This is a genomic window from Streptacidiphilus pinicola (assembly GCF_003258295.1).
GTDB lineage: Bacteria > Actinomycetota > Actinomycetes > Streptomycetales > Streptomycetaceae > Streptacidiphilus > Streptacidiphilus pinicola.
In genome coordinates, this window is the sequence record NZ_QKYN01000006.1 from 34,864 (window position 1) to 57,966 (window position 23,103).

Annotated in this window: 14 protein-coding genes and 1 pseudogene; 8 read left to right on the forward strand and 7 right to left on the reverse strand. The window is 72.7% G+C overall.

Annotated features, from left to right (window positions below):
- Positions 1-2: 2 nt before the first annotated feature.
- The gene (locus tag DN069_RS00780; protein WP_111498714.1) at positions 3-1,163 is read right to left on the reverse strand and encodes a serine hydrolase domain-containing protein; all 1,161 of its coding nucleotides are present in this window, start codon (positions 1,161-1,163) and stop codon (positions 3-5) included.
- Between the two features lie 147 nt (positions 1,164-1,310).
- Complete coding sequence (locus DN069_RS42265; protein WP_279387861.1) at positions 1,311-3,059, reverse strand: serine/threonine-protein kinase; 1,749 nt, start codon at positions 3,057-3,059, stop codon at positions 1,311-1,313.
- A 465-nt stretch (positions 3,060-3,524) separates the two neighbouring features.
- Between DN069_RS42265 and DN069_RS00790 the strand changes: the two genes are divergently transcribed.
- Positions 3,525-4,634, forward strand: a complete 1,110-nt coding sequence (locus tag DN069_RS00790) for a hypothetical protein (RefSeq protein ID WP_111498715.1) — start codon at positions 3,525-3,527, stop codon at positions 4,632-4,634.
- 60 nt (positions 4,635-4,694) lie between these two features.
- On the opposite strand, the gene DN069_RS00795 is transcribed toward DN069_RS00790, so the two are convergent.
- Positions 4,695-7,235, reverse strand: coding sequence for a bifunctional lysylphosphatidylglycerol flippase/synthetase MprF (locus DN069_RS00795; protein WP_111498716.1), 2,541 nt, complete (start codon positions 7,233-7,235; stop codon positions 4,695-4,697).
- 127 nt (positions 7,236-7,362) lie between these two features.
- Between DN069_RS00795 and DN069_RS00800 the strand changes: the two genes are divergently transcribed.
- A complete protein-coding gene (locus tag DN069_RS00800; RefSeq protein ID WP_243638810.1) occupies positions 7,363-9,012 on the forward strand; it encodes a bifunctional aspartate transaminase/aspartate 4-decarboxylase in 1,650 nt (549 codons plus the stop codon).
- Between the two features lie 28 nt (positions 9,013-9,040).
- On the opposite strand, the gene DN069_RS00805 is transcribed toward DN069_RS00800, so the two are convergent.
- A complete protein-coding gene (locus tag DN069_RS00805) occupies positions 9,041-9,364 on the reverse strand; it encodes a hypothetical protein (RefSeq protein ID WP_111498718.1) in 324 nt (107 codons plus the stop codon).
- A gap of 336 nt (positions 9,365-9,700) precedes the next feature.
- On the opposite strand from DN069_RS00805, the gene DN069_RS00810 reads away from it, so the two are divergent.
- Positions 9,701-13,288: a GH92 family glycosyl hydrolase gene (locus DN069_RS00810; RefSeq protein WP_165845325.1), complete on the forward strand. Its 3,588-nt coding sequence runs from the start codon at positions 9,701-9,703 to the stop codon at positions 13,286-13,288.
- A gap of 194 nt (positions 13,289-13,482) precedes the next feature.
- Here the strand turns inward: DN069_RS00810 and DN069_RS00815 are convergent, their stop codons facing one another.
- A complete protein-coding gene (locus tag DN069_RS00815) occupies positions 13,483-13,950 on the reverse strand; it encodes a hypothetical protein (RefSeq protein WP_111498720.1) in 468 nt (155 codons plus the stop codon).
- A 289-nt stretch (positions 13,951-14,239) separates the two neighbouring features.
- On the opposite strand from DN069_RS00815, the gene DN069_RS00820 reads away from it, so the two are divergent.
- Together DN069_RS00820 and DN069_RS00825 are read left to right on the forward strand one after the other, a co-directional pair.
- Positions 14,240-14,434 (forward strand): ferredoxin, encoded by a 195-nt coding sequence (locus DN069_RS00820; RefSeq protein WP_111498721.1) that lies wholly within the window; start codon positions 14,240-14,242, stop codon positions 14,432-14,434.
- Positions 14,435-14,439: 5 nt separating this feature from the next.
- Entirely contained in the window at positions 14,440-15,639 is a 1,200-nt protein-coding gene (locus tag DN069_RS00825) for a cytochrome P450 (RefSeq protein ID WP_111498722.1), read from the forward strand.
- A gap of 83 nt (positions 15,640-15,722) precedes the next feature.
- Here DN069_RS00825 and DN069_RS00830 read toward each other — a convergent pair whose 3' ends face one another.
- A complete protein-coding gene (locus DN069_RS00830; RefSeq protein WP_111498723.1) occupies positions 15,723-18,305 on the reverse strand; it encodes a DUF7825 domain-containing protein in 2,583 nt (860 codons plus the stop codon).
- Positions 18,302-19,738: an SWIM zinc finger family protein gene (locus DN069_RS00835; RefSeq protein ID WP_111498724.1), complete on the reverse strand. Its 1,437-nt coding sequence runs from the start codon at positions 19,736-19,738 to the stop codon at positions 18,302-18,304. The genes DN069_RS00830 and DN069_RS00835 overlap by 4 nt, the downstream gene beginning before the upstream one ends.
- Positions 19,739-19,925: 187 nt before the next feature.
- On the opposite strand from DN069_RS00835, the gene DN069_RS00840 reads away from it, so the two are divergent.
- The 3 genes and pseudogenes from DN069_RS00840 to DN069_RS00850 form a co-directional block, all read left to right on the forward strand.
- Positions 19,926-21,203, forward strand: a complete 1,278-nt coding sequence (locus DN069_RS00840) for an alpha/beta hydrolase family protein (RefSeq protein WP_111498725.1) — start codon at positions 19,926-19,928, stop codon at positions 21,201-21,203.
- A gap of 176 nt (positions 21,204-21,379) precedes the next feature.
- Complete coding sequence (locus DN069_RS00845) at positions 21,380-22,459, forward strand: hypothetical protein (protein ID WP_111498726.1); 1,080 nt, start codon at positions 21,380-21,382, stop codon at positions 22,457-22,459.
- A gap of 137 nt (positions 22,460-22,596) precedes the next feature.
- A pseudogene (locus tag DN069_RS00850) lies at positions 22,597-23,103 on the forward strand (hypothetical protein); the annotation flags it as partial.

Below are 23,103 nucleotides of genomic sequence, written 5' to 3' on the forward strand. Positions count from 1 at the left end.
GCTCAGCCGCAGAAGACGGCGGTCTGGGCCGGGCCGAGCGCGCCCGAGGCAGGGTTCGGGCGCTGCTGCTTCAGGTCCTTGCCGAGATCGAAGACCGTGCCGACCAGGATGAGTTGGCGGTCGGCGTCGGCCGAGGTCAGCGAGATGCTGGTGAACCCGGGCCCGCCGCCGTCCGTCTCCCAGGCGGCGACCTCGCGCCCGCCGCCGCAGTCGACCGAGGCCCTGGTCACGCCGAGTGCGTAGCCGTCGTTGTCGGGGACGTCCGGGACGGTCTCCAGGGCGCGCTGCTCGGCCGCGGGCAGCAGCCGGCCGGAGAACAGCGCCCGGTCGAACGTGGCCAGGTCGCCGAGCGTGGAGACCATCGCGCCGGCGGTCCAGTCGTACGACGGGCTGAACACGGTGACGTCGCGGTGCTCCAGGTCGTAGCCGTGCAGGTGACGGCCGTGGATGTGCGGATCGGTCAGCGGCAGCGTGGTGTGGGTCAGGCCGAGCGGACGCAGGATCCGCGCGCTGATCTCCTCGCCCGCGCTGCGCCTGGTGACCGCCTCGATCACCAGGCCCGCCAGCAGGTAGTTGGTGTTGGAGTAGTTCCACCGCGTCCCGGGCGGGAAGAGCGGCGGATGAGCCACCGCCTCGGCCACCACCCGGCGCGGGGTGTAGACGTAGTCCATGTCGTGGCGCTGCAGGTAGGGCGCGAAGAAGGCCGGGTCAGTGGTGGGGTCGTAGATGCCGCTGGTCTGGTTCAGCAGCTGCCGCACGGTGATCCGTCGCCCGTCGTTGCCCGCGCCGGAGACCACGCCCGGCAGCCAGCGGTCGACGCTGTCGTCCAGGCTCAGCCGGTGCTCGGCGACCAGTTGGAGCAGCACCGTGGCCACGAAGGACTTGGTGTTGCTGGCGATCCGGAACCGGTCGTCGGTCCGCGCCGGGCGTCCGGTCGCCACGTCCGCCGACCCCGCGGCCGCGGCGGCGGTCTGCCGGCCCCGGCGGGCGTAGGCGACGGCGGCGGGGTAGCCGTCCTTGACGGCCTGGGCGATCGTGGTGCGCAGGACGCCTTCGAGCGATGGAGGAGTCGGGCTCGGGCCGGCGCCCGCGTTCGCGGGGGCGGCGGCGCAGCTGAGCAGAGCGGCGGCGACGGTGAGCAGGGCGGCGCGACGGTGGCGCATGGGAGGGACCTCGTCGTCAGGTGGGTGCGCGTGCGGTGGTCGCTCTCAGCCTGTCAGCGACCGACCGCACGGCCCATGGAGAAGCCCCCCGACGCCACCGGGGGACAACCCCACCGGCGGCGTCGGTCCCCCGCTCCGCGGTCCGCGCTACTCCGGTGTCGTCGTGCAGATGGACTGCGACCAAGGCGACCGGCCGTAGGAGTTGTCGGCACGGAGCCAGATGCAGATGTTGTCGCCGGTGTACTGCGAGTTGATCGTGTAGCTGCTCGAGTCGCCGACGGGGATGACCTTGTCGGTCCGGTCGCCGGGGTTGCCCTTGCCGTCGTTCGTGTAGCGGATGTCGTAGCTGGTCGCGCCCGAGACCTGGGTCCAGCTGACCAGGATGGGGATCTGCGCGTACCCGACGTAGAAGCCCTGGAAGTAGGCGCTCCAGTGCGTCACCGTGCCGGGGGCCGAGCCCGACCCGCCACCGGATCCGTTGGTGCCGCCCGACCCGCCCGACGTCCCGTGGGTGCCGCCGCTGGTGCCGCCGGACGAGCCGCCGACGGTGCTGCCTGACGTACCGCCGGGGCTGCCGCCGTGGTTCCCGCCCGTCGGGCCGGAGCTGGGGCTGGACGCGGGCGGGGAACCGGCACTGGCCCCGCCCGAGGGCGTCCTGCCAGACGTCGGCGTGCCCGACGCGCCGCCCGAGGGTGAGGTCGATCCGGACGGGCCGGTGCTCGGTGCGCCGCCGGAGGTGGTGACGGAGACCGAGGGGGACGGTGTGCCGATGCCCCCGGCGATCGGGAAGAACTTGGGCAGCAGGATCACGGAGAAGGCCGTGCCCGCCGCCAGCAGGATCGGCAGCGCGGTCAGCAGCAGCTTCGACCGCCGTCTCGGGCGCTCGGTGGGCGGCTCGGCGCTGAGCACCACCGGCGCCTTGCTGAGCGGCTCCGCCGCCGGGTCCGGTTCCGCTCCCGCCTCCGGCACGGGCGCCGCCTCGGGCTGCGCGGATGCCTCCGGCGGGGTCGCGACGACCGGGGCCGGGACGACCGGGGCCGGGACGCGGGCGAAGGCCGACCGCTCGGCCAGGGCCAGCATCACCTCGTGCGGCCAACCAGGCTGCGGCGCACCGCACTTCTGCCGGCCGAGCTGGTGCAGCCGGTCCGCGCTCGGCCGGGCCTGCGGGTTCTTGTCCAGGCAGGCGGCCAGGCACTCGGCGAGCCCGGCGTCGAGCGCGCGGACCCGCCCGAGATCCGGCTCGGTGTGCACGATCCGGTAGAGCAGGTCCACGCCCGAGCCCTCGCCGAAGGGCGGTTCGCCCGCGGCCGCGTACGCGATGAGTGCACCGAGTGCCCAGACGTCCGTCGCGCCGGTGAACGCCTTGAGTCCGTTGGCCTGCTCGGGCGACATGTACGCGGGCGTGCCCAGCAGCATCCCGGTCTTGGTCAGCCGGCTCTGGTCCGCGGCGCGCGCCACGCCGAAGTCGATGAGGGTGACGCCCTCCTCGGTGAGCATCACGTTGGACGGCTTGAGGTCGCGGTGCACCATGTCGAGCGCGTGCACGGCCTTGAGCTCGGCCGCGATCTCCCGCAGCAGCAGCCACAGCATCGGGACCGAGAGCGGTCCGCCGTGCAGCTCGGTGGCCTGACTGAGCGTCAGTCCCGGCACGTACGCGGTCGCGAACCACGGCGGCCGGGCTGTCCGGTCGCTGGCCAGCAGCGCCGCGCTGACGTCCTGCGGAAGTCGCGCCAGGTTGTCCAGTTCGTGGCCGAAATGCCGTAGGAAGTCGCGGTCCTCCGCGAACGCCGGCAGCACCTGTTTGACCGCCGCGTACCTACCGTCCACCACGCCGAGGTAGACCCGTCCCATTCCGCCGGAGCCCAGCCGGCCCAGCAGGGGGATCGATCCGATCACCCGTGGGTCCTCCGCCTCCAGTGGCGACGCCCCGCTTCCGCCGAGGTCGAACTGCATTGACCCGTTCCCCGTTTCAGCCACGCAGAGTGCTCTCAATCAATCCCGTGTCGATGCCGTGCCAAGTCTGTCAGTTGTCCGGTGGCTGCTCGTGTGAGGGTATTGGGGAGGCTCGCGCGCAGGGCCCCGGAATGGTTCCCTCCGTCCCGAAATTTCGTCCGTTCACGGTCGTACACCCACCGTTGACCTGCTGGTCAGCTGCTGCTAACTTCGCCGCACGCAAGACAGCGGATCTTGATCGGCCGAACGGGCCGAGCCCCGCTTGTGCTCAATTCCACCCTCGTACCACGGAAGCCGGTCCGGCTCAGCGGCGATCCCGCATGCCCTCCTCCGGCGCTCCGGTCCCGAAGGTGCCCACCGCAAAAGCGCGGGGGACGCCACGTCTCGAATCGAGAGGCAGCACAGCACATGACGCTCGGATTCATCTCCCGCCACCGCACCACCGCGGCGATCGTGGGCGCGGCCGCGCTTGCGGCCGCCGGAGCCGTGATATCCACCGGCTCCGCCTCCGCCGCGACCACCGCCGGCGGCAGCTCCTCCCACGCCTTCACCAACCGCGGCCACGGATACATGCCGGAGCTCGCCAACTGGAAGGCCGCGCAGAAGGGCGCGCGCCACACCTCGGGCACGCTGACCTACGGCGGCGGCACCGGCGGCGTCGGTGTCATGGACGTCCAGCCCAAGGTCTACCTGGTCTTCTACGGAAGCCAGTGGGGCACCCAGGGCACCGACGCCAACGGCAACCTGACCTTCAGCAACGACCCGTACAACGCCGCCCCGGTCGCGCAGAACCTGTTCAAGGGCATCGGCACCGGCGGCGAGCAGTGGTCCGGCACCATGACCCAGTACTGCGACGGCGCGGGCGTCACCAAGGGTGCGACCACCTGCCCGGCCGGCTCGTCCCACGTGCCCTACCCGAGCAACGGCGTCTACGCCGGCGTCTGGTACGACAACACCGCGGCCTCCCCTGCCCAGGCCACGGGCAACCAGCTCGGCGTCGAGGCCCTGAACGCCGCCCACCACTTCGGCAACACCACGTCCGCGGCCAACCGCGGCGCGTACTACGTCATCCTGTCGCCCCATGGCACGAACCCGGACAACTACCAGAGCACCACCACCGGCTTCTGCGCCTGGCACGACTACAACGGCGACAGCACGCTGACCGGCGGGGCCGTCACCTCCGACGTGGGCAACTTCGCGTTCTCGAACCAGCCCTACAACATGGACGCCGGCGCCAACTGCGGCGTCAACTTCATCAACTCGGGCACCTCCGGCACGCTCGACGGCTGGACCATGACGCTCGGCCACGAGTACTCCGAGACGGTCACCGACCAGTTCCCGGCGGGCGGTTGGACCAACCCGAGCAACGGCCAGGAGAACGCGGACGAGTGCGCCTGGCTCAAGACCGGCACCGGCGCCGCGGGCAGCGTCACCATGGGCAACGGCACCTACACCCTCCAGGGCAGCTGGTCCAACGACACCAACGGCTGCGCCCTGACCCACCCGACGGTCGGCTGACCCAGCAGCGGTCACCGGCACGGTAGGTGAAGGCAGTACCCATGGTGCGGGGCCGCGTCGTCAGCGACGCGGCCCCGCACCACTGCCTTTCGCCGAGGGGTGGGGGCCGGCGGTGAGGCGGCGGCTGAGGCGCACCATCTGGGCCGGGGTCGTGTGCGGCAGATAGGCCTTGCCGATCGCGTTGGCGATGGCCGGGAGTTGGGCCGCGTCGGGATAGACCAGGTACAGCGGCAGGTAGGTGGGCTGGAACTTCGCCTTGAAGGCGAGCAACGAGCGGAAACCGTAGGCCGGTTCGAGCGCCCGGCCGGCCACGTCGAGCACGCGCTGCAGGGCGGCCGGCCGCTCGCCCCGGTCCATCCGGGCCAGCGGGGCGCCGGACAGGCTCAGGAACCGGGCCCCCTCCTCCTTGAACGCCAGGGCCGCCGTGGCGATGAGGAACTCCATCACGCCCTGGAACGCGCCGTTGCCGCGACGCATGAAGTCCAGCGTCCAGCCGACCGGAACGCCGTCCTCGTAGCAGGGGAGCCAACTCGTCACGCCGTGCAGCCGGTTGTCCTCGTCGAGGGCGACCAGGAGGCGCACCCGGGGGTCGTCCAGCTCCGCGAGGCCGCCCAGGGTGAAGCCCATCTCCGGCAGGCCCTTGTCCGCGACCCACTCCTCGGACAGGGCGCGGACCTGCTCCTGGACGGCGATCGGCGCGGTGGGCCAGGTGTGCCAGTGCGCGGTCACCCCGGCCTTGCCGGCCCGGTTGAGCGCGGAGCGGACGTCCTGCCACTTCTTGCCGGTGAAGGCGAGGTCGGGGAGGAGCAGCAGGGTGTCCTCGGCCACCTGGAGCGAGGACCAGCCGAGCGCGTCCGTCGTGTCCTTGGTCTCCTCGGTGACGCTGTAGAGGCACGGCGACCAGCCCCTGGCGTCGCAGAACGCGGCGAACTCCGCGACCGCGTCGTCGCGGGCGCGCGGATCGCCGTAGGGACCGCCCAGCGTCAGTGCGGTGCTGCCGACGACGCGGTAGGCGACGGCGGCCCGGCCGTCCGGGGAGAGCCAGTGGTCGTTGCCCGGCCAGGTGGTCATCCAGGACAGCGTGGAGCCGCCGTAGCGCAGCAGCACCTGCTCCGCCTCGGCCGAGTTGTCGACCCTGCGGCGGGCGGCGGCCCGCCAGAACGCCACCAGCAGTCCGCCGAGCACGACCAGCCAGAAGACCGGCCCGGTGAACTCCCACAGCGCCTTGGCGTGCAGCGTGACCGGGAGGAACGCGCCCAGGTGCTTGCCCAGCAGCGGCAGGTACGCGGGCGGGACCAGTCGCTTGGGGTAGTCCGACAGGACCTGGTGGAACGCCGGGACCGGGGTGAACTGGGCGCGGGCGTCGTAGGCGAACTTGATGTAGACCGCGCCGGTGACGACGAAGGCGAGGACGGCGATGCCCAGGAAGGTCAGGGCCGTCTCCCGCTCGACCCGGATCCGGAAGTGACGTCGGGTCAGGATCAGGACCAGGAGCACGCTGGCCGGGACGCACAACTGCAGGATCGAGTAGAAGGTGAACGGCCCGCCGGCGGTGCCGCGGTGCAGGAAGTAGTAGCGCAGCTCGGCGGCGATCAGCACCACGCGCAGCAGTACGGCTGTCCACCAGGCCATCCTCCGGCCGCGCCACAGGCCGACGGCGACGATGACGATGAGGCAGACCGGCACCCAGTAGACGAACACGTCGGGGCTGTTCGCCAGCGCGCGGTCGACCTGGGCGTTGGTGCACGCCTGGGTGTGCGCCAGGGGCCCGGCGCAGGCCGCCGCGACGGAGGCGGTGGAGCTGCCGACGCCGATGAACAGCTGCCGGTACAGCGCCAGGGGCCCGTCGGTGTCGCGGGTGAACCAGGTGATCAGCGGACCGAGCGCGGAGACGGAGGCGAAGACCGCCACCAGCAGCCGGGTCTCCGCGTGCGAGGAGGGCAGCGGCCGGACGTCCCGCAGCGGGCGCCGGTCGGTGAGCAGCAGCGCGCCGGACAGCAGGCCGACCAGCGCGGCGCCGGTCCGCGCGACGTCGACGACCTCACCGGCGTAGAGCAGGAACAGCAGGGTCCCGGTGATCAGCAGCAGTCGCAGCCGACGGCGCCAGAGCGCGGTGAGCGAGGCACTGAGGGCCAGGCCGACCCCGACCAGCCCCGGCGTCGGGCCGACGGTCCGGTTGCCGACGAGGGTGGCCAGCCACGGGTCGCCGGTCGCCGCCCCGAGCTCGATCACGGCGATCGCCAGCAGCGCGCCGGCGACCTGGCAGAGCAGGAAGAGCCCCACTGCGGGACCCGAGCCCAGGCGTCGCTCCGCGGGGAGCATGGTGATCAGCGCCAGCGCCGTCGCCACCGCGAACCCGAAGACGCCGTAGTCCCAGACGCCGTAGGTGAACAGCGTCCACCAGCGACCCTCCGCGACGGTCTGGGTGCCCATGCCCGCCCAGCTCCGTGCGCCCCCGGCGCCGAGGCCCAGCACCCAGAAGAGCACCACCAGCGTGATCGTCGCCGGCGCCTTCGCCAGGCCGTCCAGTACCGCGACAACCGCCGCCCACCAGCGGCGCAGTCGGCCACTGCCCGTCCGCTCGACCGCAGCCTCGGCCATGACACCAGGATTCCAGACAGGGCCACGAGTCGCTCGGTCGGATCAGCTGCGCAGGTCCCGGGCGGTGGACTGTGGTCGAGTGGTGGGTGTCTGCGCGCGCAGGCGCGCCCAGAGGAGAGAGCTCCGAGTGACGTCGACGCCCAAGGCCAGGACCTCCGCGCGGCTGGGGACGAGCCGCAAGAAGGTCAAGCGGCTCTCCTCGCTGAGCCCGTTCGAGCTGAAGAACGCGCTGCTCGACCTGGCCTCCGAGTCCACCCGCCCGTCCTCCGAGCAGTTGCTCAACGCCGGACGGGGCAATCCGAACTGGAACGCCCTGGGCCCGCGTGAGGCGTTCCTCGCGCTCGGCCACTTCGCCCTGGAGGAGTCCCGGCGGGTCTGGAGCATGGACGACCTCGGCGGGATGCCGGAACAGACCGACGCCCGGCTGCGCTTCGAGCGGTTCTGCGAGGCCAACCCGGGGCTGACCGGCATGCGGATGCTGCGCGCGTGCGTGGAGTACGGGATCGACCGGCTGGGCTTCGACCCGGACGCCTGGGTGCACGAACTGGTCGACGGCTATCTGGGTGACAACTACCCCGTCCCGGAACGCGCGCTGCACCACTGCGAGCGGGTCCTGCGCGCGTTCCTGGCCGAGGAGCTGTACCGCGGCGGGGTCGACCCCGACACGGTGGACGTCTTCCCGACCGAGGGCGGCACCGCGGCCATGTGCTACCTGTTCGACACCCTCGTCACCAACCGGATCCTCAGGCGCGGCGACACCGTCGCCATCATGACGCCGATCTTCACCCCGTACCTGGAGATCCCGGAGCTGGACCGCTACGCGTTCGAAGTGGTGCGGGTCAAGGCCGACATGATGACCGAGGAAGGCGTCCACATGTGGCGCTACCCGAACGAGGAGGTCGACAAGCTCGCCGACCCGAAGGTCAAGGCGCTGATGCTGGTCAACCCGTCCAACCCGCCGTCCATGGCGATGTCGGACCGGGTCCGCGAGCGGATCGCGGAGATCGTGCGGACCAGCAACCCCGGCCTGGTCGTGATCACCGACGACGTCTACAGCACCTTCGTGCCCGGCTTCCGCTCCCTCGCCGAGGTGTGCCCGCGCAACACGGCCCTGGTCTACTCGTTCTCCAAGCACTTCGGCTGCACGGGCTGGCGGCTGGGCGTCATCGCCGTCCCGAGGGACAACGTCTGCGACGAGAAGATCAGGGCGCTGCCGGCGGCCGAGCGCAGGACGCTGCGCAGGCGCTACGCCACCCTGACGCTGGAGCCGGAGAAGCTGAGCTTCGTCGACCGCCTCGTCGCCGACTCCCGCCAGGTCGCCCTCAACCACACCGCCGGCCTGTCCACCCCGCAGCAGACGCAGATGACGCTCTTTGCCCTCTTCGACCTGCTGGAGGAGGGCCGGCGGTACCGGCAGCTGCTGCGCGACATCGTGCACCGCCGCCTGGACCTGCTGATGGAGGGCGCCGGTGGCCACATCAGCGACGACCCGGGCCGCGCCGCGTACTACGTCGAACTCGACATCCTCGCCGAGGCCCGCGCCTTCGACTCCCCGGAGTTCGCGGACTACCTGGAAGCCACCTACGAGCCGACCGACATCCTGTTCCGGCTCGCCCACCAGTCCTCGATCGTGCTGCTCAACGGCGGCGGGTTCGACGGCCCCGAGTGGTCGGTCCGGGTCTCCCTGGCCAACCTCCACGACCTGGACTACCTCAAGATCGGCCACCACCTCCATGCCATCCTGGAGGAGTACCGCCGCGACTACGGCAACCGGTGAGCGTCAGCAGCCGCCGGCGTGACGAGGGTCAGCCGCTGTACTTGTGGAACCAGAGCCCCACGGTGAGCCCGTTGGTGAAGACGGCGCAGATGTGGTTGTCGTACCGGCTCGGGTCGTAGGGGTGCTCGTTGTAGTAGTTGTTGCAGTTGTCGAACGTCCAGAACCAGGTCTGGTACTCCCAGCACGGGTTCGTGTTGCCGTTGTTGGCGCAGTCGGGGCCGGGGGAGACCCGGGTCGAGGCCGTCGCGCGGGTCTGTGCGGCGGGCGCTGCGGCTGAGGCAGGGGTCAAGGTCACGGCGGCGAACACGGCCGCCGCGAGGACGGCCATGAACTTGCTCAAGTGGCGCTTCATGTCACGTAACGTAGTCAGTTGATGACTCTCCGACAAAGTCTTAGTCTCCAGAGCCACTCGAACGGCGGAAGCGAACCAGAAAGGCGGTTCGCCCGGAGTGTCGCTCGGGAGGGCTGACAACGTTGCCAGGGTCGGTCGCGATCCTCATGGCCAGATCATGACGTCACGTCAGCGCCAGTTGTTGCGCGAGGCCTTGACGCTACGGGCGGGGCGTGAGTCACTGCCGCAGTGTCAACGATGACAACGATGTCGATGCCGGTCCTTCGTCAACTCCGTCGTTCGACCCGATTCCGGCTACGGAGCCGGCTCTCCCCGGGTGGGAGGCTGGCCGCGGCGGTGGCGGGATCGCTGGTCCTGGCACTGACCCCCGTCGCCGCGCAGGCCGCCACGGCGCAGGCCGTCACCGCGCCGGGCTCCGTCGCCGACCCCGCGGCGCTGGTCGACCCCATGGTCGGCACCGGGAGCGGGGGCACCGTCGTCGGCCAGGTCGACACCTTCCCCGGCGCGGACCTGCCGTTCGGCATGGTGCAGTGGAGCCCTGACACCCCGTCACGTCCGGACGGCGGGGGCTACAACGTCGCGGACTCCCAGATCACCGGGTTCAGCCTCACCCACCTGTCCGGGCCCGGATGCGCGATCGCGGGGGACTTCCCGATTCTGCCGCTGACCGGTGCGCTGCCGGGCAACCCCGACTCGGCCGCCGAGACGTACGACCGGGCGTCGCAGACCGCGCACCCCGGCTCGTACACGGTGACCGCAGGTGGCGTGCACACGCAGCTGGCCGTGACCGCGCGCACCGGTGTCGCGCGCTTCACCTACCCCGCGAGCCGCCAGGCCCGGCTGCTGGTCAAGGTCGCCGACAGTGCCAACGGCAGCTCCGCCGCCGACTTCCAGGCCATCGGCGACCGCGAGATCACCGGGTCCGTCACCAGCGGCCACTTCTGTGGCCAGCCGAACAGCTACACGGTCCACTTCGCCGCCCGCTTCGACCGGCCGTTCACCGCCTCGGGCACCTGGGGCGGGGCGAGCGCCGCACAGGTCGCCACCCGGGCCGGCGCCACGAGCGTGCGCGAGACGGGCCGGCAGATCCCGCGGTCCAGGACGTACTCGACCACCGGGAGCGCGGCGGGCGCCGCCTCCCAGGGCGCCGGCGTCGTCGCCGGGGGCTGGCTCACCTTCGACACCACCAAGGACACCCACGTCGGTATGCAGGTCGCCGTCTCCTACGTGAGCGTCCAGGGAGCGCTGAACAACCTGAACGCCGAGGCGCGCAGCTACGACGTCGGCCGGGTCGCGCTCGCGGCCAAGGCCGCGTGGAACCGGCAGTTGCGCACCATCTCCGTCGCCGGCGGCAGCCGCACCGCGCAGGCGACCTTCTACACGGCGCTGTACCACGCCTCCCTGGAGCCCAGCCTGTTCAGCGACGCGGACGGGCGGTACCCGGGCTTCGACGAGAAGGTCCACCAGGTGCGGCCGGGGCACGCGCAGTACGCCAACTACTCCGGCTGGGACATCTACCGCTCGCAGACCCCGCTGCTCGCCACCATCGACCCGCCGGTGGCCGCCGACATGGCGACCTCGCTCCTCAACGACGCGGCCCAGGGCGGCGCGCTGCCCAAGTGGCCCTCGGCCAACGGCTACACCGGCGTCATGAACGGCGACTCCGCCGACCCGATCCTCGCCGACACCTACGCCTTCGGGGCGCGTGGGTTCGACGCCGCCACCGCCCTCACCGACATGGTCAACGGGGCCGACGGCAACACGGGAGCGCCGGGCCAGGGTTGGTACGTCGAGCGTCCCAACGGCGCCGCGTACATCAAGGACGGGTACGTGCCGAACATCGGCTCCGACTCGATCAGCCCGGTGCCCAACGGCGCCTCCGAGACGCTCGAGTACGCTCTCGACGACTTCTCGATCTCACGGCTCGCACAGAGTCTCGGCCACGGCTCGGACGCCGCGGTGTTCACCAGGCGCTCGCAGAACTGGGCGAACGTCCTCGACACCGCGAACGGCTACGTCGAGCCGCGCGACGCGGCCGGCGCGTTCCCCTCCGGCCCGCCCGTGACGGTCTCCGGCTTCGGCCAGAGCGGTTTCCAGGAGGGCAACGCCGCGCAGTACACCTGGATGGTGCCGCAGAACCTCGCGGGCCTGGTCCAGGGGCTGGGCGGCAAACAGGCGGCGGCCAAGCGGCTGGACAGCTACTTCACCCAGCTCAACGCGGGCCCGAACGCGCCCTACCAGTGGCAGGGCAACGAGATCGCCCTCGATACGCCGTGGGTCTACGACAGCATCGGCGAGGCCTGGAAGACGCAGTCCGTGGTCCACCGCGTGCTGACCCAGCTGTACGGGCTGAACCCGGGCGGCGAGCCCGGCAACGACGACCTCGGCGCGATGAGCTCGTGGTACGTGTGGGCGGCCCTCGGCGTGTACCCGCAGACACCGGGTGTGCCGATGATGGTGCTGGGCGCCCCGCAGTTCCCGTCCGCGACGGTCCACGGGGCGTACGGCGACCTGACGATCGACGCGCGGGGCGCGGGCGACCCGTACGTGCGGTCCCTGCGTGTCAACGGGCAGGCCACCGGCCACTCCTGGATCGACCTGACCAAGGCGCACCGGCTGGACTACACGCTCTCCAGCACGCCGAACACCGGCTGGGGCGCGGCCGCCGCCGACGTTCCGCCCTCGTTCGGGGCGGGCCCGGTGCACTTCCCGCCGAGCACCAGCGCCGCCGTCGAGCTGACCCCGGGTCAGCTGCGCTTCGCCCCCGGGGCGGGCGCGGCCGTCGCGGTGAAGGTCGACAACAGCCGCGGCACCCGTCCGGCCACGGTCGCCTGGCACGCCACCGCGCCGACCGGACTGTCCGTCACCCCGGCCGCCGGCACGGTCACCGCCCCGGCCGGCGGCACGGCGCAGACCACGGTGCGGATCGCCGCCGGCGCGGCCACCGCCACCGGCTACTACCAGGTGGCCTTCGCCTCGCAGGCCTCGAACGGCGCGACCATTCCCGGCGCCTCGCTGCTGACCACGGTCGCCAAGCCCGGCGAGACGATCCCGACCGCGTACGTGACCAACTACAGCGACAACACCGTGACCCCGGTGGACACCCGGACCCACAACGCCGGCCCGGCCATCCCCGTGGGCAGCGGCCCGGACGGCATGACCGTGGCCGGCGGTGACCTGTTCGTGGCCAACAACAACAGCAACAACGTCACGGTGATCGACACCACGACCAACGCGGTGCGGGGGACCGTCCCCGTCGGCAACGTCGCGGCCGACCTGTCCGCCACCCCGGACGGGAAGACGGTGTGGGTGAGCAACTACGGCGACGGCACCGTCCAGCCGATCGACGTCGCCACCCTCGTCGCGGGCGCGCCCGTCACCGTGGGCAGCCAGGCGGAGCGCCTCGCGGTCAGCCCCGACGGCAAGCAGCTGTGGGTCGCGAACCAGGGCGCCGGCACCGTCAGCGACGTCGACCTGGCGACGCGCTCGGTCACGCACACCGTCGCGGTCGGCGCGGCCCCGTTCGGCGTGGCGGTGACGCCCGACAGCAGCCGGGTCCTCATCACCAACGGCGGCGCCGCCTCGGTCTCGGTCATCGACGCCGCCTCGGCGGCGGTGACGGCCACCATCCCGACCGGCGCCGGCCCTCAGGGCGTCGCCGTCTCCCCGGACGGCACGACCGCCTACGTCGCGGACACCGGCGCGGGCGGCGTCACTCCGATCACCCTCGCGACCACGACCCCCGGCCCCTTCCTCCCGACCGGCTCCGGCGCCTACGCGGTCGCCTTCAGCCACGACGGCTCCACCGCCTGGGTGGTGGACTCCAACGTCAACCAAGTGGCCCCGATCACGGTGTCCACCGGAACCCTCGGCTCCCCGGTCACCGTCGGCAACGTCCCCGACGGCGTCCTGGTCGTCGGCTGACGGCGCGGTCGGACGCGCGCCTCAGCAGCTGAGCGTGCCCGCGTAGACGCGGCGACCCGACTGGAGCGCCTGCACCTCGACGGTGCGCGACGTGCCCACGGCGGAGGTGCCGAGGGCGGCCTTCGAGGCCCAGGGCCTCTCACGCGCGATCGAGCGTGGCCCCGCGGGCGGCTTGCCGGCGGGGCCATGGGGCGTCAGTAGGTGAACGGGCCGGGGGACTGGGCGCTTGTCGCGGTGCAGGTGGCGGTGATGCCGAAGACCGAGACGGTCATCGAGGTGGCGGACAGGCTGTCGCCCGCGGCCACGGTTCCGCTCAGCGGGCCGGTGGAGACCGGGCTGCCCGCGGGGATGTCGGGGTTGGCAGAGCCGCTGAACACCGCGGTGCTGCCGTCGCTGTTGGTCATCGTCAGGTCGGAGCTCACGGAGTTCGCGCCGATCGCGATCGGCGCGGTGATGGCGGAGGTGGTGACGGTGATGGTCGCGTTGGTCCCGTCCTGCGTCGCCGTCAGCGTCGCGGAACCGGAGCCGTAGCTGCCGCAGTCGAACGAGATCGTCGCCGAGTCCGGCGAGACCGCGCCGGCCAGGGGGGCCTGCACCAGCGCCGTGCCCACGAACGCGCAGGTGACGAGGGCGGCTCCGAGGCCGAGCCGGGCATGCTTCATGGTGGTTCCCCTTTCCGGATGTGTGAACGTGGGGTCTCCACGAATCGCTGCCCATTCAGACATGACATGTCTGAGACAACAAGGGTCGTGCGCGAATTCGCCCGATGATTCTTCGTCCTGGCCCGGCTACGGGACTACGCTCGCGAACGCCGTGACGGCCGAATCTGACGAGTGCGGAGCATTTCCGGCCATTGTCCGTCCGCAGGCCGTTGCGTAGTGCACCTACAGCGGGCGTGGTCTAGGTTGGCGACGTAGTTGGTTTGCTCATGCCACCTGCTGGGAGGCTCTCATGCGTGTCAGTGTCGACCCGGACCGCTGCTGCAGCTCCGGGCAGTGCGTGATGGCCGTCCCGGAGGTGTTCGACCAGTCCGAGGACGACGGAGTCGTCCTGCTGATCCAGGCCCGGCCCCCGGCGGAGCTGCAGTCCGCCGTCCGCACGGCGGCCGGCATCTGCCCGGGCCGGGCCATCTCCGTACAGGAGTGACACTCGTGACCACTGTGGAGCCGATCGACGCCATCAACTATCCGGCCGCCCGGGGCGGTTGCCCGTTCGCGCCGCCGCCCGCCTACCAGGAGGCCCTGGAGCAGCGGCCGGTCACCCCCGTCTCGCTCTGGGACGGCTCCCGCGCCTGGCTCGTCACCCGGCACGAGGACGTCCGTTCCGTGATGGGCGACCGGCGGTTCAGCGCCGACGCACGCCACCCCGGCTTCCCGTTCCTCAGCGACGGACGCCGGGAGCTGGCGGCGCAGAACCCGTCCTTCATCCGGATGGACGACCCCGAGCACGCCAGGTTCCGGCGCATGCTGACCGGCGACTTCATCATCAAGCGCGTCGAGGCGCTGCGGCCCGAGATCCAGCGGATCGTCGACGACTTCCTCGACCGCATGACGGCGCACCACCCGCCGGCGGATCTGGTCGCGGAGTTCGCGCTGCCGGTGCCGTCGCTGGTGATCTGCAGGCTGCTGGGCGTTCCGTACCAGGACCACGACTACTTCCAGGAGCGCAGCCGGATCCTGCTGCACAACCACAGCACGACCGAGCAGGTGCGCCAGGCGCGGGACGAACTCGCGCTCTATGTCATGGAGTTGGCCGACCGCAAGGAGTGGGAGCCGGACGACAGGATCATCAGCCGGCTGGTCGCGCGCGGGGATCTCACGCGCGAGCAGGTGGCCACCATGAGCCTGCTGCTGCTCGTCGCGGGCCACGAGACGACGGCCAACATGACCGCGCTGTCCACGCTGGCACTGCTGCGGGACCCCGTCCAACTCGCCCGGCTCCGCGAGGATCCGACGCTGATCAAGGGTGCGGTCGAGGAGATGCTGCGCTTCCTGAGCATCGTCCAGACCGGCACCGTGCGCGTCGCGGTCGAGACGGCGGAGATCGGCGGGACGACCATCGAGCCCGGGGAGGGCGTGGTGTGCATGCTCTCCACCGCCAACCGGGACGGTGCCGTGTTCGCCGCTCCGGACGAGCTCGACCTGGGGCGGGACGCGAGGCGGCATGTCGCCTTCGGGTTCGGCGTGCACCAGTGCCTGGGGCAGCCGCTGGCCAGGTTGGAGCTGCAGATCGCGCTGGAGACCCTGATCCGGCGGCTGCCGGAGCTGCGGCTCGCGGTGCCGGTCGAGGAGCTGCGGTTCCGCACGGACACTGTGGTCTACGGCGTCGAGGAGCTGCCCGTGGCCTGGTGAACCCAGGCCTGGCACGGCGACGGCGGGGCCGCGCAGCCTGACCAGGCCTGACCGGCGGGCTTCTGACCACCGGTCAGGTCTGCTCAGCCCGCGGTCAGGACCGTGTGCAGGGCCCGAGCCTCCTTGAATAGGCGGGAGGAGCCGCGTCGTGTGGCGAGGGCCTCGACCACCGGGAGCGCGCCGGTCGCGCCGGAGCGGGCGGCGCAGTCGGTGGCGATGGCCACCAGCTCCGGCACGCCGCGTATCGGCTCCGGGGCCAGCAGCCCCGGCAGCGCGGCGCGGAGCACCGACCAGACCGTGCCGTAGGCGCCGGACTCGGCGGCCTGGCGGAGCGCGAGCGGCAGCCGGTTGAGCGGGGCCAGGCCGCAGCGAACCGCATCGGCGAGATCGGCGCCCATGCGGTCCGTGTCGAGCACGCCCTGTGCGGCGAGCAGCAGCAACGCGTCGACGGCCGCGGTGCGGTCCTGGGCCGAGGCCGCGCCGAGCGTGCACGCCACCGTCAGGTGGACCGCGAGACCGGCCGGGCCGCCCGCCTCGACCAGCTGCGGCAGCAGGATCGCGTCGCGCTTGGCGTCGGACTGGGCGGAGTCGATGATCGCGTTGCCGAGCCGGGCCGCCAACTCCTCGCGATGGCCGGGCAGGGTCGCCAGCGCGAAGCGCGTCGCGATGTCGCCGATGGCGTAGAGCGGGAACCCCTGCCCGTCCACCAGCGGCCCGAGCAGTCGGCGCAGGACCGGCGGGAGCAGGGACTCGTGCTCGGGCGCCGGCCCGTGCTGGGTGACCATCGGACGCGACCGGAACCTGGGCGGCACCCGGTCGGTGCGCTGGCCGGGCAGTCCACCCCCGGCGAGCCACTGGGCCAGGCGTCGGCCCTCCGCCGAGCGGAGCTGCCCGGCAGCCGCGAGCACCGCCGGATCGTCCGTCGGCAGGACGCGGAGCAGCGCCTGGCCGAAGTCGTCCGCGCCGACCCGGCCGCCCACCGCCTCCAGCGCGGCGAGACGCTCCACCAGAGCCGACGCCTCCAGCCCGCCGTCGGCGTAGCCGGGGGTGGCGACCAGGAAGGGCGTGCGCCCGAACACGATCAAGGCCGCGGCCTCCTGGATCCGGGCGGCCAGGACGGCGCGGAACCGCTCCTGACGGTCCACCTGGAGGGGGCCCTGACCGGGATCCTGCAGCATGGCGTGGGCGAGCGACGGGGGCACCTGACCGGCCGCCGCGGCGGCCGCCAGCCCGATCCAGGTGTGCCATGGTGACCAGACGCTGAGCTCGTCGGCCCACACCCGCTCGCCCAGGACCGGCTTCAGCGCCACCCGCAGCGCCTCCACGTCCCGGGAGGACTCGCGGACCAGACCGTCCAGCGTCCGCTCGAAGGCGGCCACGCTCTCGTCGCCCGCCAGCACGGCGGCCAGCTCCTGAGCGACCGCGACCGGCCCGTCGAGGGGACCGGCCAGCGGCAGCCGCTGGGGGAGCGGCGGCAGCAGCTCCTCGTAGGGCGCGGCGCCGTCCGGGGCGGCGGGTGCGTCGAGGCCGAAGAGCGCCAGCGCGCCGGCGGCCTGGGCGGGGCCCAGCAGTTCGGCGGCCGCCCGCAGTTCGGGCAGCAGGGCCGGACCGGCCGCCTCAAGGTGACGTGCCGCCACCTTGAGCGCCCGCTCCTGCAGTTGGGCGTCGCTCTGCCCGAAGGCCAGGGCAGCGCCGCGCACGGCCGCCGCCGCGAAGTCCGCGGAGCGCCGGCCGGAACGGTCCAGCCAGGCGAGCTGAGCCCGCAGCAGCTTCTTCTCGCTGCGGAAGAAGACCGTTCCCGAGGCCTCCACCAGGTGCTCCGGCTCCAGCAGGCCCGCGGCGTCCAGCTCGCCGAGCCGCGCCTGGGCGTGTGCGGCCACCGTCGACTGGCCGTCCAGCAGCGGCAACCAGGCGCGGATCCGGGCGGCGCTCTCCTGCTGCGTCGGCGCGAGCTCCACCAGCAGTCGCAGGAACCCGCGCTGGTCGCCGGGCCGTCCGCCGCGGGCAAGCCGGACCAGGCAGCGGTCGAGTATCTCGTCGCGCTCGACCACACCGGCCTCGATCAGGCCGAGGATCGCGCCGCGCCACGCCTCGCCCAGCCGGTCGCCGGTGCCGACGACGTCGAACAGGCCGAGGACGAGCGCCGGCGTCGACGGTGCCTCGACCAGCCGGAGCAGCATCCCGCGACGCTTCTCGTCGGTGGCATACGGCCAGTCGTGGTGCTGCTGCCAGGCCAGCACCACACCGTCCGTGACCGGCACCGGCACGCCCGCGGCGCGGGCGAGGCGCTCGACGGCCGGGTACTCGTCGCCGAACCAGCCCGGCCGCCGGCCGGCGATCCGGCGCAGCACCTCCGCCTGCCACTCCGCCGTCTGCTGCTCGACGACGGCCAGGACCGCGCCGTCCTGCCAGACCACGATCCCGGCGGGCGAGCCGATGCCGTTCGCCCAGGAGAACGCCGAGGAGGGCGCCGTGTTGCAGCCCAGCCCCGCCACCAGCAGGGCCCGACTGCGGCTCCCCGCGTGTTCCCACCAGGCGACGGCCATCTCCTGGCGCCGGCGCTTGAGTTCGGGCAGCAGGGCGCGGCGCTCCGCCGCGCCGAGCCCCGCGAGGGCGGCCACCACGCCGTCGACATCCCCGCGATCCACACAGTCCAGCAGGCTCATCGCGCCGCCACCCCCGTCACACTCGTCGTCGCGGCGGCCTCGGCCGCCAACCCCACCGCCAGTACGTGCTTGCACGGCCCGCGCCCGCCGCGGTACTTGGCCCACCACAGGCAGGTGCAGCCCAGTGAGCCGTCCGCGGCGCGGCGGACCCGCTGCACATGATCCTCCACGTGCACCAGCGCCCCGCCGTCGGCCTCCGGACGGACCGCTCCCGCGGCTACCAGGGCACGGGCCGCCCGCAGCCGCGGGTTGCCGGCCTCGGCCCGACCCGCGTCGTAAGGGAGTCGGCGGTGGAAGAACGCCGCCTCGGCGTTGTCGTAGCCGACCTGGCCCGACGTGCCGAGCCTGGTCAACGCCGCGCGGACCCGCTGCGGGGACAGGCCCGCCTGCTCGGCCAGCTCCGCCACGTCGATCCGCGACTCCCAGGCCAGCAGGACGGCGACCAGCTCGGCGTCCTGCTCGCTGCCGGCGGAGGCCAGCGCGTCCAACACGCCGCCCTCGCCGGAGAAGCCGCGGGCCGGGTCGGGGGAGAGGGTGAGCGTCAGGCGCATACCCGGCAGCTCGACCTCCCAGGCGGAGCCGGTCGGCCGGGTGTCCCCGGCCGTCAGCGGCGGGCCGTAGACACGCAGTGCGCGGGCGTGCCGCAGCACCCGCTGCAGCGCGACCAGCCGCCGCGGACCGGGCAGGCAGACGGCACCGGGCACCGGCCGACTGGTCGACCGCAGCAGCCGACCGGCCGGGAGGACCCACTGCGTCGGACCGGCCGAGCCTCGGCCGCTCCCGGTGCCGCCCGCTGCTCCGGTGCCGCCCGCGCCGCCTCCCGCTGTGAGCGAGCGCAGGAACCGGACCGCCTCGGCCGCGGGCAGCTCCGCGCGCAGGTCGAAGCCGGCGGCCACCACCTGCGTCTCGGCGAAGCCGCGCAGCCAGCGCTCCGGCAGCGGCACCTGCTTCTCCACCACCGGGCCGTCCAGCGTGGTGACCTCCAACTCCTCCGGGCCGACCGCGAGCCGCAGCGGCTCGGCCGGGCCGAGCCGGCCGAGCGCGTCCCGCAGTGGGACGTTGACGTCGACGTTGGTGGTGCCGTGGCCGATCTCCCCGCCGTCGACGCCGGATTCGAGCACGTCGAGCCGGGCGTGGACGCCGCCGCAGCCGGAGAAGGACTCGAACCGCAGCCGGTCGCCGTTGGCGGTGACCACCGGATCCAGCGAAGCGGCCGGCCGGGGCAGGTGGTAGCGGGCGGCGGCCACGTCGGCGACCGCGAGCAGCCCGGCGGCCGCGGCCGAAGGGGATGTCAGCACCCCTTCGAAGAACCGGGGATGGGCGACCTCGCCGAGGGGTGTGGACCCACCGGAGGTCTCCAGCCCGAGGCGCCCGTGCCGGTCGTCCAGCACGGAGGAGCGCAGGTAGTGGTACGGGTGAGCGGCTTGCGTCATGTCGCGAACGCTAGGGCAGGGCACTGACAGCGCCCGGCTCCGGGTCCGCGGCATCCGGTTGTCCACCTTCCGGAGGTACGGCTGTCCCCAGGGGTGAAAGGCGTGGAGGCCCGATGGCTGACGGGGAGTCGCGTTGCGAGGATCGGTGCGTCCGCGTACGCACCGCCGCAGCCTGCAGGAGTCTCCCATGCGCAGCACTCGTCTCGTCGCCGCTTCCGTGGCCGGGATCGTCGTCGCCGGTATCGCCGTGTCGAGCGCGGTCCCGGTGTGGGCCGCGCCCGCCTCGCGCGCCGCCGCGACGCCGTCCGTGTCCGCGCGGTCGTCGCACCACGCGAAGCGGGCCACGCTCACGCTTCCCGCGCCACGCGGCCGCTACGCCACCGGTGAGTCGACCTTCCGGCTCGTCGACCCGAAGCGCGCGGACCCGTGGCTGCCGGGACGGCACGACCGCGAGCTGATGATCAGTGTCTTCTACCCGGCGGTGCACACGGGCGGTCGGCCGTTCACGCACCAGTTCCCGCCGGTGGTGGCCGCGGCGGTCGGTCCGGCGGTCGAGCAGAACAACAACCTGCCCGCCGGTCTGGTGAACTGGGCCGCGACCAGGACGCACTCGGTGAAGGACGCGGCGACGGCGCCGGGCCGCTTCCCGGTCGTCCTGTACTCGCCCGGCGCCGGCGACGCGCGGGACTGGAACGTCTCGCTGGTCGAGGACCTCGCGTCGCACGGCTATGTGGTGGTCACCATCGACCACACCGGGGAGGCGCCGGCGACGCAGTTCCCCGACGGCCACGTGGTCGGCAACGCGACGGTGCTGGCGGCCTTCGCCACCGCGTACAAGAACGGCACGACGCTGGCGTTCTTCACCAAGCTGATGACAGCGCGTCAGGCCGACACCGAGCTGGTCCTGGACCGGCTGACGACCCTGCCGCACCGGCTGACCGAGGGCATGGACCTGGGCCGCATCGGCATGTTCGGGCACTCCGCCGGCGGGTTCACGACGGCCAACGCGATGGACACCGATCCGCGGATCAAGGCGGGCGTCGACATGGACGGCACCCTGGAGTACACCGTCAAACCGGACGGCACCCACCTGAGCCAGGTCGCGCAGCACGGGCTGGACCGGCCGTTCCTGCTGATGGGCAGCTCCGGACGGGACGCCAGCAACGTGCACGGCGAGCCGTCGTGGGCGTCGTTCTGGCGGCACCAGCGCGGATGGAAGGCCGACGTCACGCTGGACCACTCCGAGCACGTCTCGTTCACCGACGGCGAGGCGCTGATCCCGCAGCTGGCCGGCCGGGTACCGGCGGCGACGCTCGTCGCGGCGGTCGGCAAGGTCGACCCGCATCGCGCGGTGACGGCCGACCGGGCGCTGGTCACCTCGTTCTTCGACCGCTTCCTGAAGGGCTGCGACGACCACCTCCTGGACGGCGGCCCGACGCCGTACCCGATCACCTTCGTGCACTGACCCCGCGGCGGTCCCTCGGCGTGCTGGCGGATCACCCAGTTCCGGGGCGGCAGCACCGTGTGGATCACCAATGGGCTACCGGCGGGTCGACCGCCAGTCTGTCGGTGCTCGTCCGCACACGCTTCCAGCCGCGCCGACCGCGGCACCGCCGCCGGGGCGCCAGAAGGGACCGCTTGATGTCCATTCGAATTTCGCGCCGCCTCGCCGCGGGGAAGGCGCTCGTGATCGGCGCCGTCCTCGTGGTGGCCGCGCCCGGCCTCGCATACGCCAACACCGTCAGCGCCACCGTGCGCACCCCCGGAGCCACCCTCGGCCCCACCTCGACCTTCTCCGAGATCTCCACCCACGCCGACTGCGGCACCGGCCTGATCTCCGGCGGAGGCATCAACCAGGCCATCGGCACCGGCAGTGCGGCGCCCGGCAACCACGTCAACGGCACCGAGCCCAGCCCCGACGGCAGCACCGAGTACACCGGATCCACGGGTGTCGTGGGCACCGACGTGACCCACTGGCTGGGCATCGGCGGCAGCGGGGGCGCGGTCAACAGCTCCTTCTCGACCACCCCGTACGCGGTCTGCTTCACCAGCAACCTGATCAACCACACGCAGGTCGTCATGAACGACCTCGCCGGGCCGACCTCCGCCGCGACGGTGGGGCTGACCGTCGCCACCTGCCCGTCCGGCACGCGCCTGCTCGGCGGCGGCGCCCGGACCACTCCGGCCAGCGTCGGCAGCCTCAAGCCCGCCGCCAGCTACCCCACCTTCGACAACGCGGCCCACGACTACGGCCAGAAGGGGGCGGCGGACGGGGAGACGAACCCCGACTCCTGGGCCGCGGTCGGCTGGAACGGCGGAGGCGGCGGCACCACCAACACCACCTACGCGTACGCGATCTGCAGCGGGAGCGGCATCAACGTCAGCGGCGCCACCGTGACGGTGCGCTTCAGCGAGGTGAGCGGTCCGAACAGCGCCAACACCGGTCAGACGGCGACCGTGGGCTGCGGTGCGAACGACGGCACGCTGGTGAGCGGCGGGGCCGCGATCAGTGGCGGCAACGTCACCACGACCGACTTCACCGGCCCCGGCTCGGGCGGCGACCACCTCAACGGCAGCTACCCGAGCGACTCGAGCGGCAACCCGGTGTCCGACGGCGCCACCACGGCCGCCTCCTGGACCGCCTACGGGCACACCGGCGGCGGTGGCTCCACGAACAACCACACCGACGTCTGGGCGCTCTGCGCGAACGACGGCTCCTGATCCGTCCCGCACCCGACCGTCGCGGGGGAACGGGCAGCCGGCCTGTCGGCCCACCCTCCCAGCCGCCCGTTCCCCCGCGATCTGACGAACCGTCACGGATCGGCCGACGCCGATCCGGAGAGGCAGCAGCAACCCCCATGAGAAGACCCGTCCTGATCGCGCTCGCCGGCACGGCCGGCCTGCTGGCGGCCGCGCTCGTTCCCCTCGCGGTGAGTCCCGCCGCGGCCGCCGACACCTCGCCCTGCGGCGCGACCGGCGTCCTCGCCACCACCTCGCCGAACGCGTGCACCTACGCGGCCACCGGCACCGACACGTTCACCGTGCCCGCCGGTGTCACGGCGGTCACCGTCGACCTGTTCGGCGCCGAGGGCGGCAGCGCCGCCGGATACGTGCTCCCCAACCCGCCGAACACCGGGGCGCCGGGCGGCCTGGGCGGTGAGTCCCGAGCCACCCTCTCTGTGCAGCCGGGACAGACCCTGCAGCTCACCATCGGCGCCGCCGGCACCCCCGGCAGTTCGCGCCACGGCGAGTTCGCCCGACCGGGAGGCTTCGGCCACGGCTCCGGGGGCGGGGGCGCCGATGGTGAGCTGCAGGGTCTGTCCCGGCTGCACAGAGAGGGTGGCTCGGGACTCACCGCCCAGGCC

Coding starts and splice junctions, on each gene's coding strand:
- DN069_RS00790 (WP_111498715.1), top strand. CDS start 3,525: ATGACGCTCGGATTCATCTCCCGCCACCGCACCACCGCGGCGATCGTG.
- DN069_RS00845 (WP_111498726.1), top strand. CDS start 21,380: ATGTCCATTCGAATTTCGCGCCGCCTCGCCGCGGGGAAGGCGCTCGTG.
- DN069_RS00840 (WP_111498725.1), top strand. CDS start 19,926: ATGCGCAGCACTCGTCTCGTCGCCGCTTCCGTGGCCGGGATCGTCGTC.
- DN069_RS00805 (WP_111498718.1), bottom strand. CDS start 9,364: ATGAAGCGCCACTTGAGCAAGTTCATGGCCGTCCTCGCGGCGGCCGTG.
- DN069_RS00795 (WP_111498716.1), bottom strand. CDS start 7,235: ATGGCCGAGGCTGCGGTCGAGCGGACGGGCAGTGGCCGACTGCGCCGC.
- DN069_RS00815 (WP_111498720.1), bottom strand. CDS start 13,950: ATGAAGCATGCCCGGCTCGGCCTCGGAGCCGCCCTCGTCACCTGCGCG.
- DN069_RS00820 (WP_111498721.1), top strand. CDS start 14,240: ATGCGTGTCAGTGTCGACCCGGACCGCTGCTGCAGCTCCGGGCAGTGC.
- DN069_RS00830 (WP_111498723.1), bottom strand. CDS start 18,305: ATGAGCCTGCTGGACTGTGTGGATCGCGGGGATGTCGACGGCGTGGTG.
- DN069_RS00780 (WP_111498714.1), bottom strand. CDS start 1,163: ATGCGCCACCGTCGCGCCGCCCTGCTCACCGTCGCCGCCGCTCTGCTC.
- DN069_RS00835 (WP_111498724.1), bottom strand. CDS start 19,738: ATGACGCAAGCCGCTCACCCGTACCACTACCTGCGCTCCTCCGTGCTG.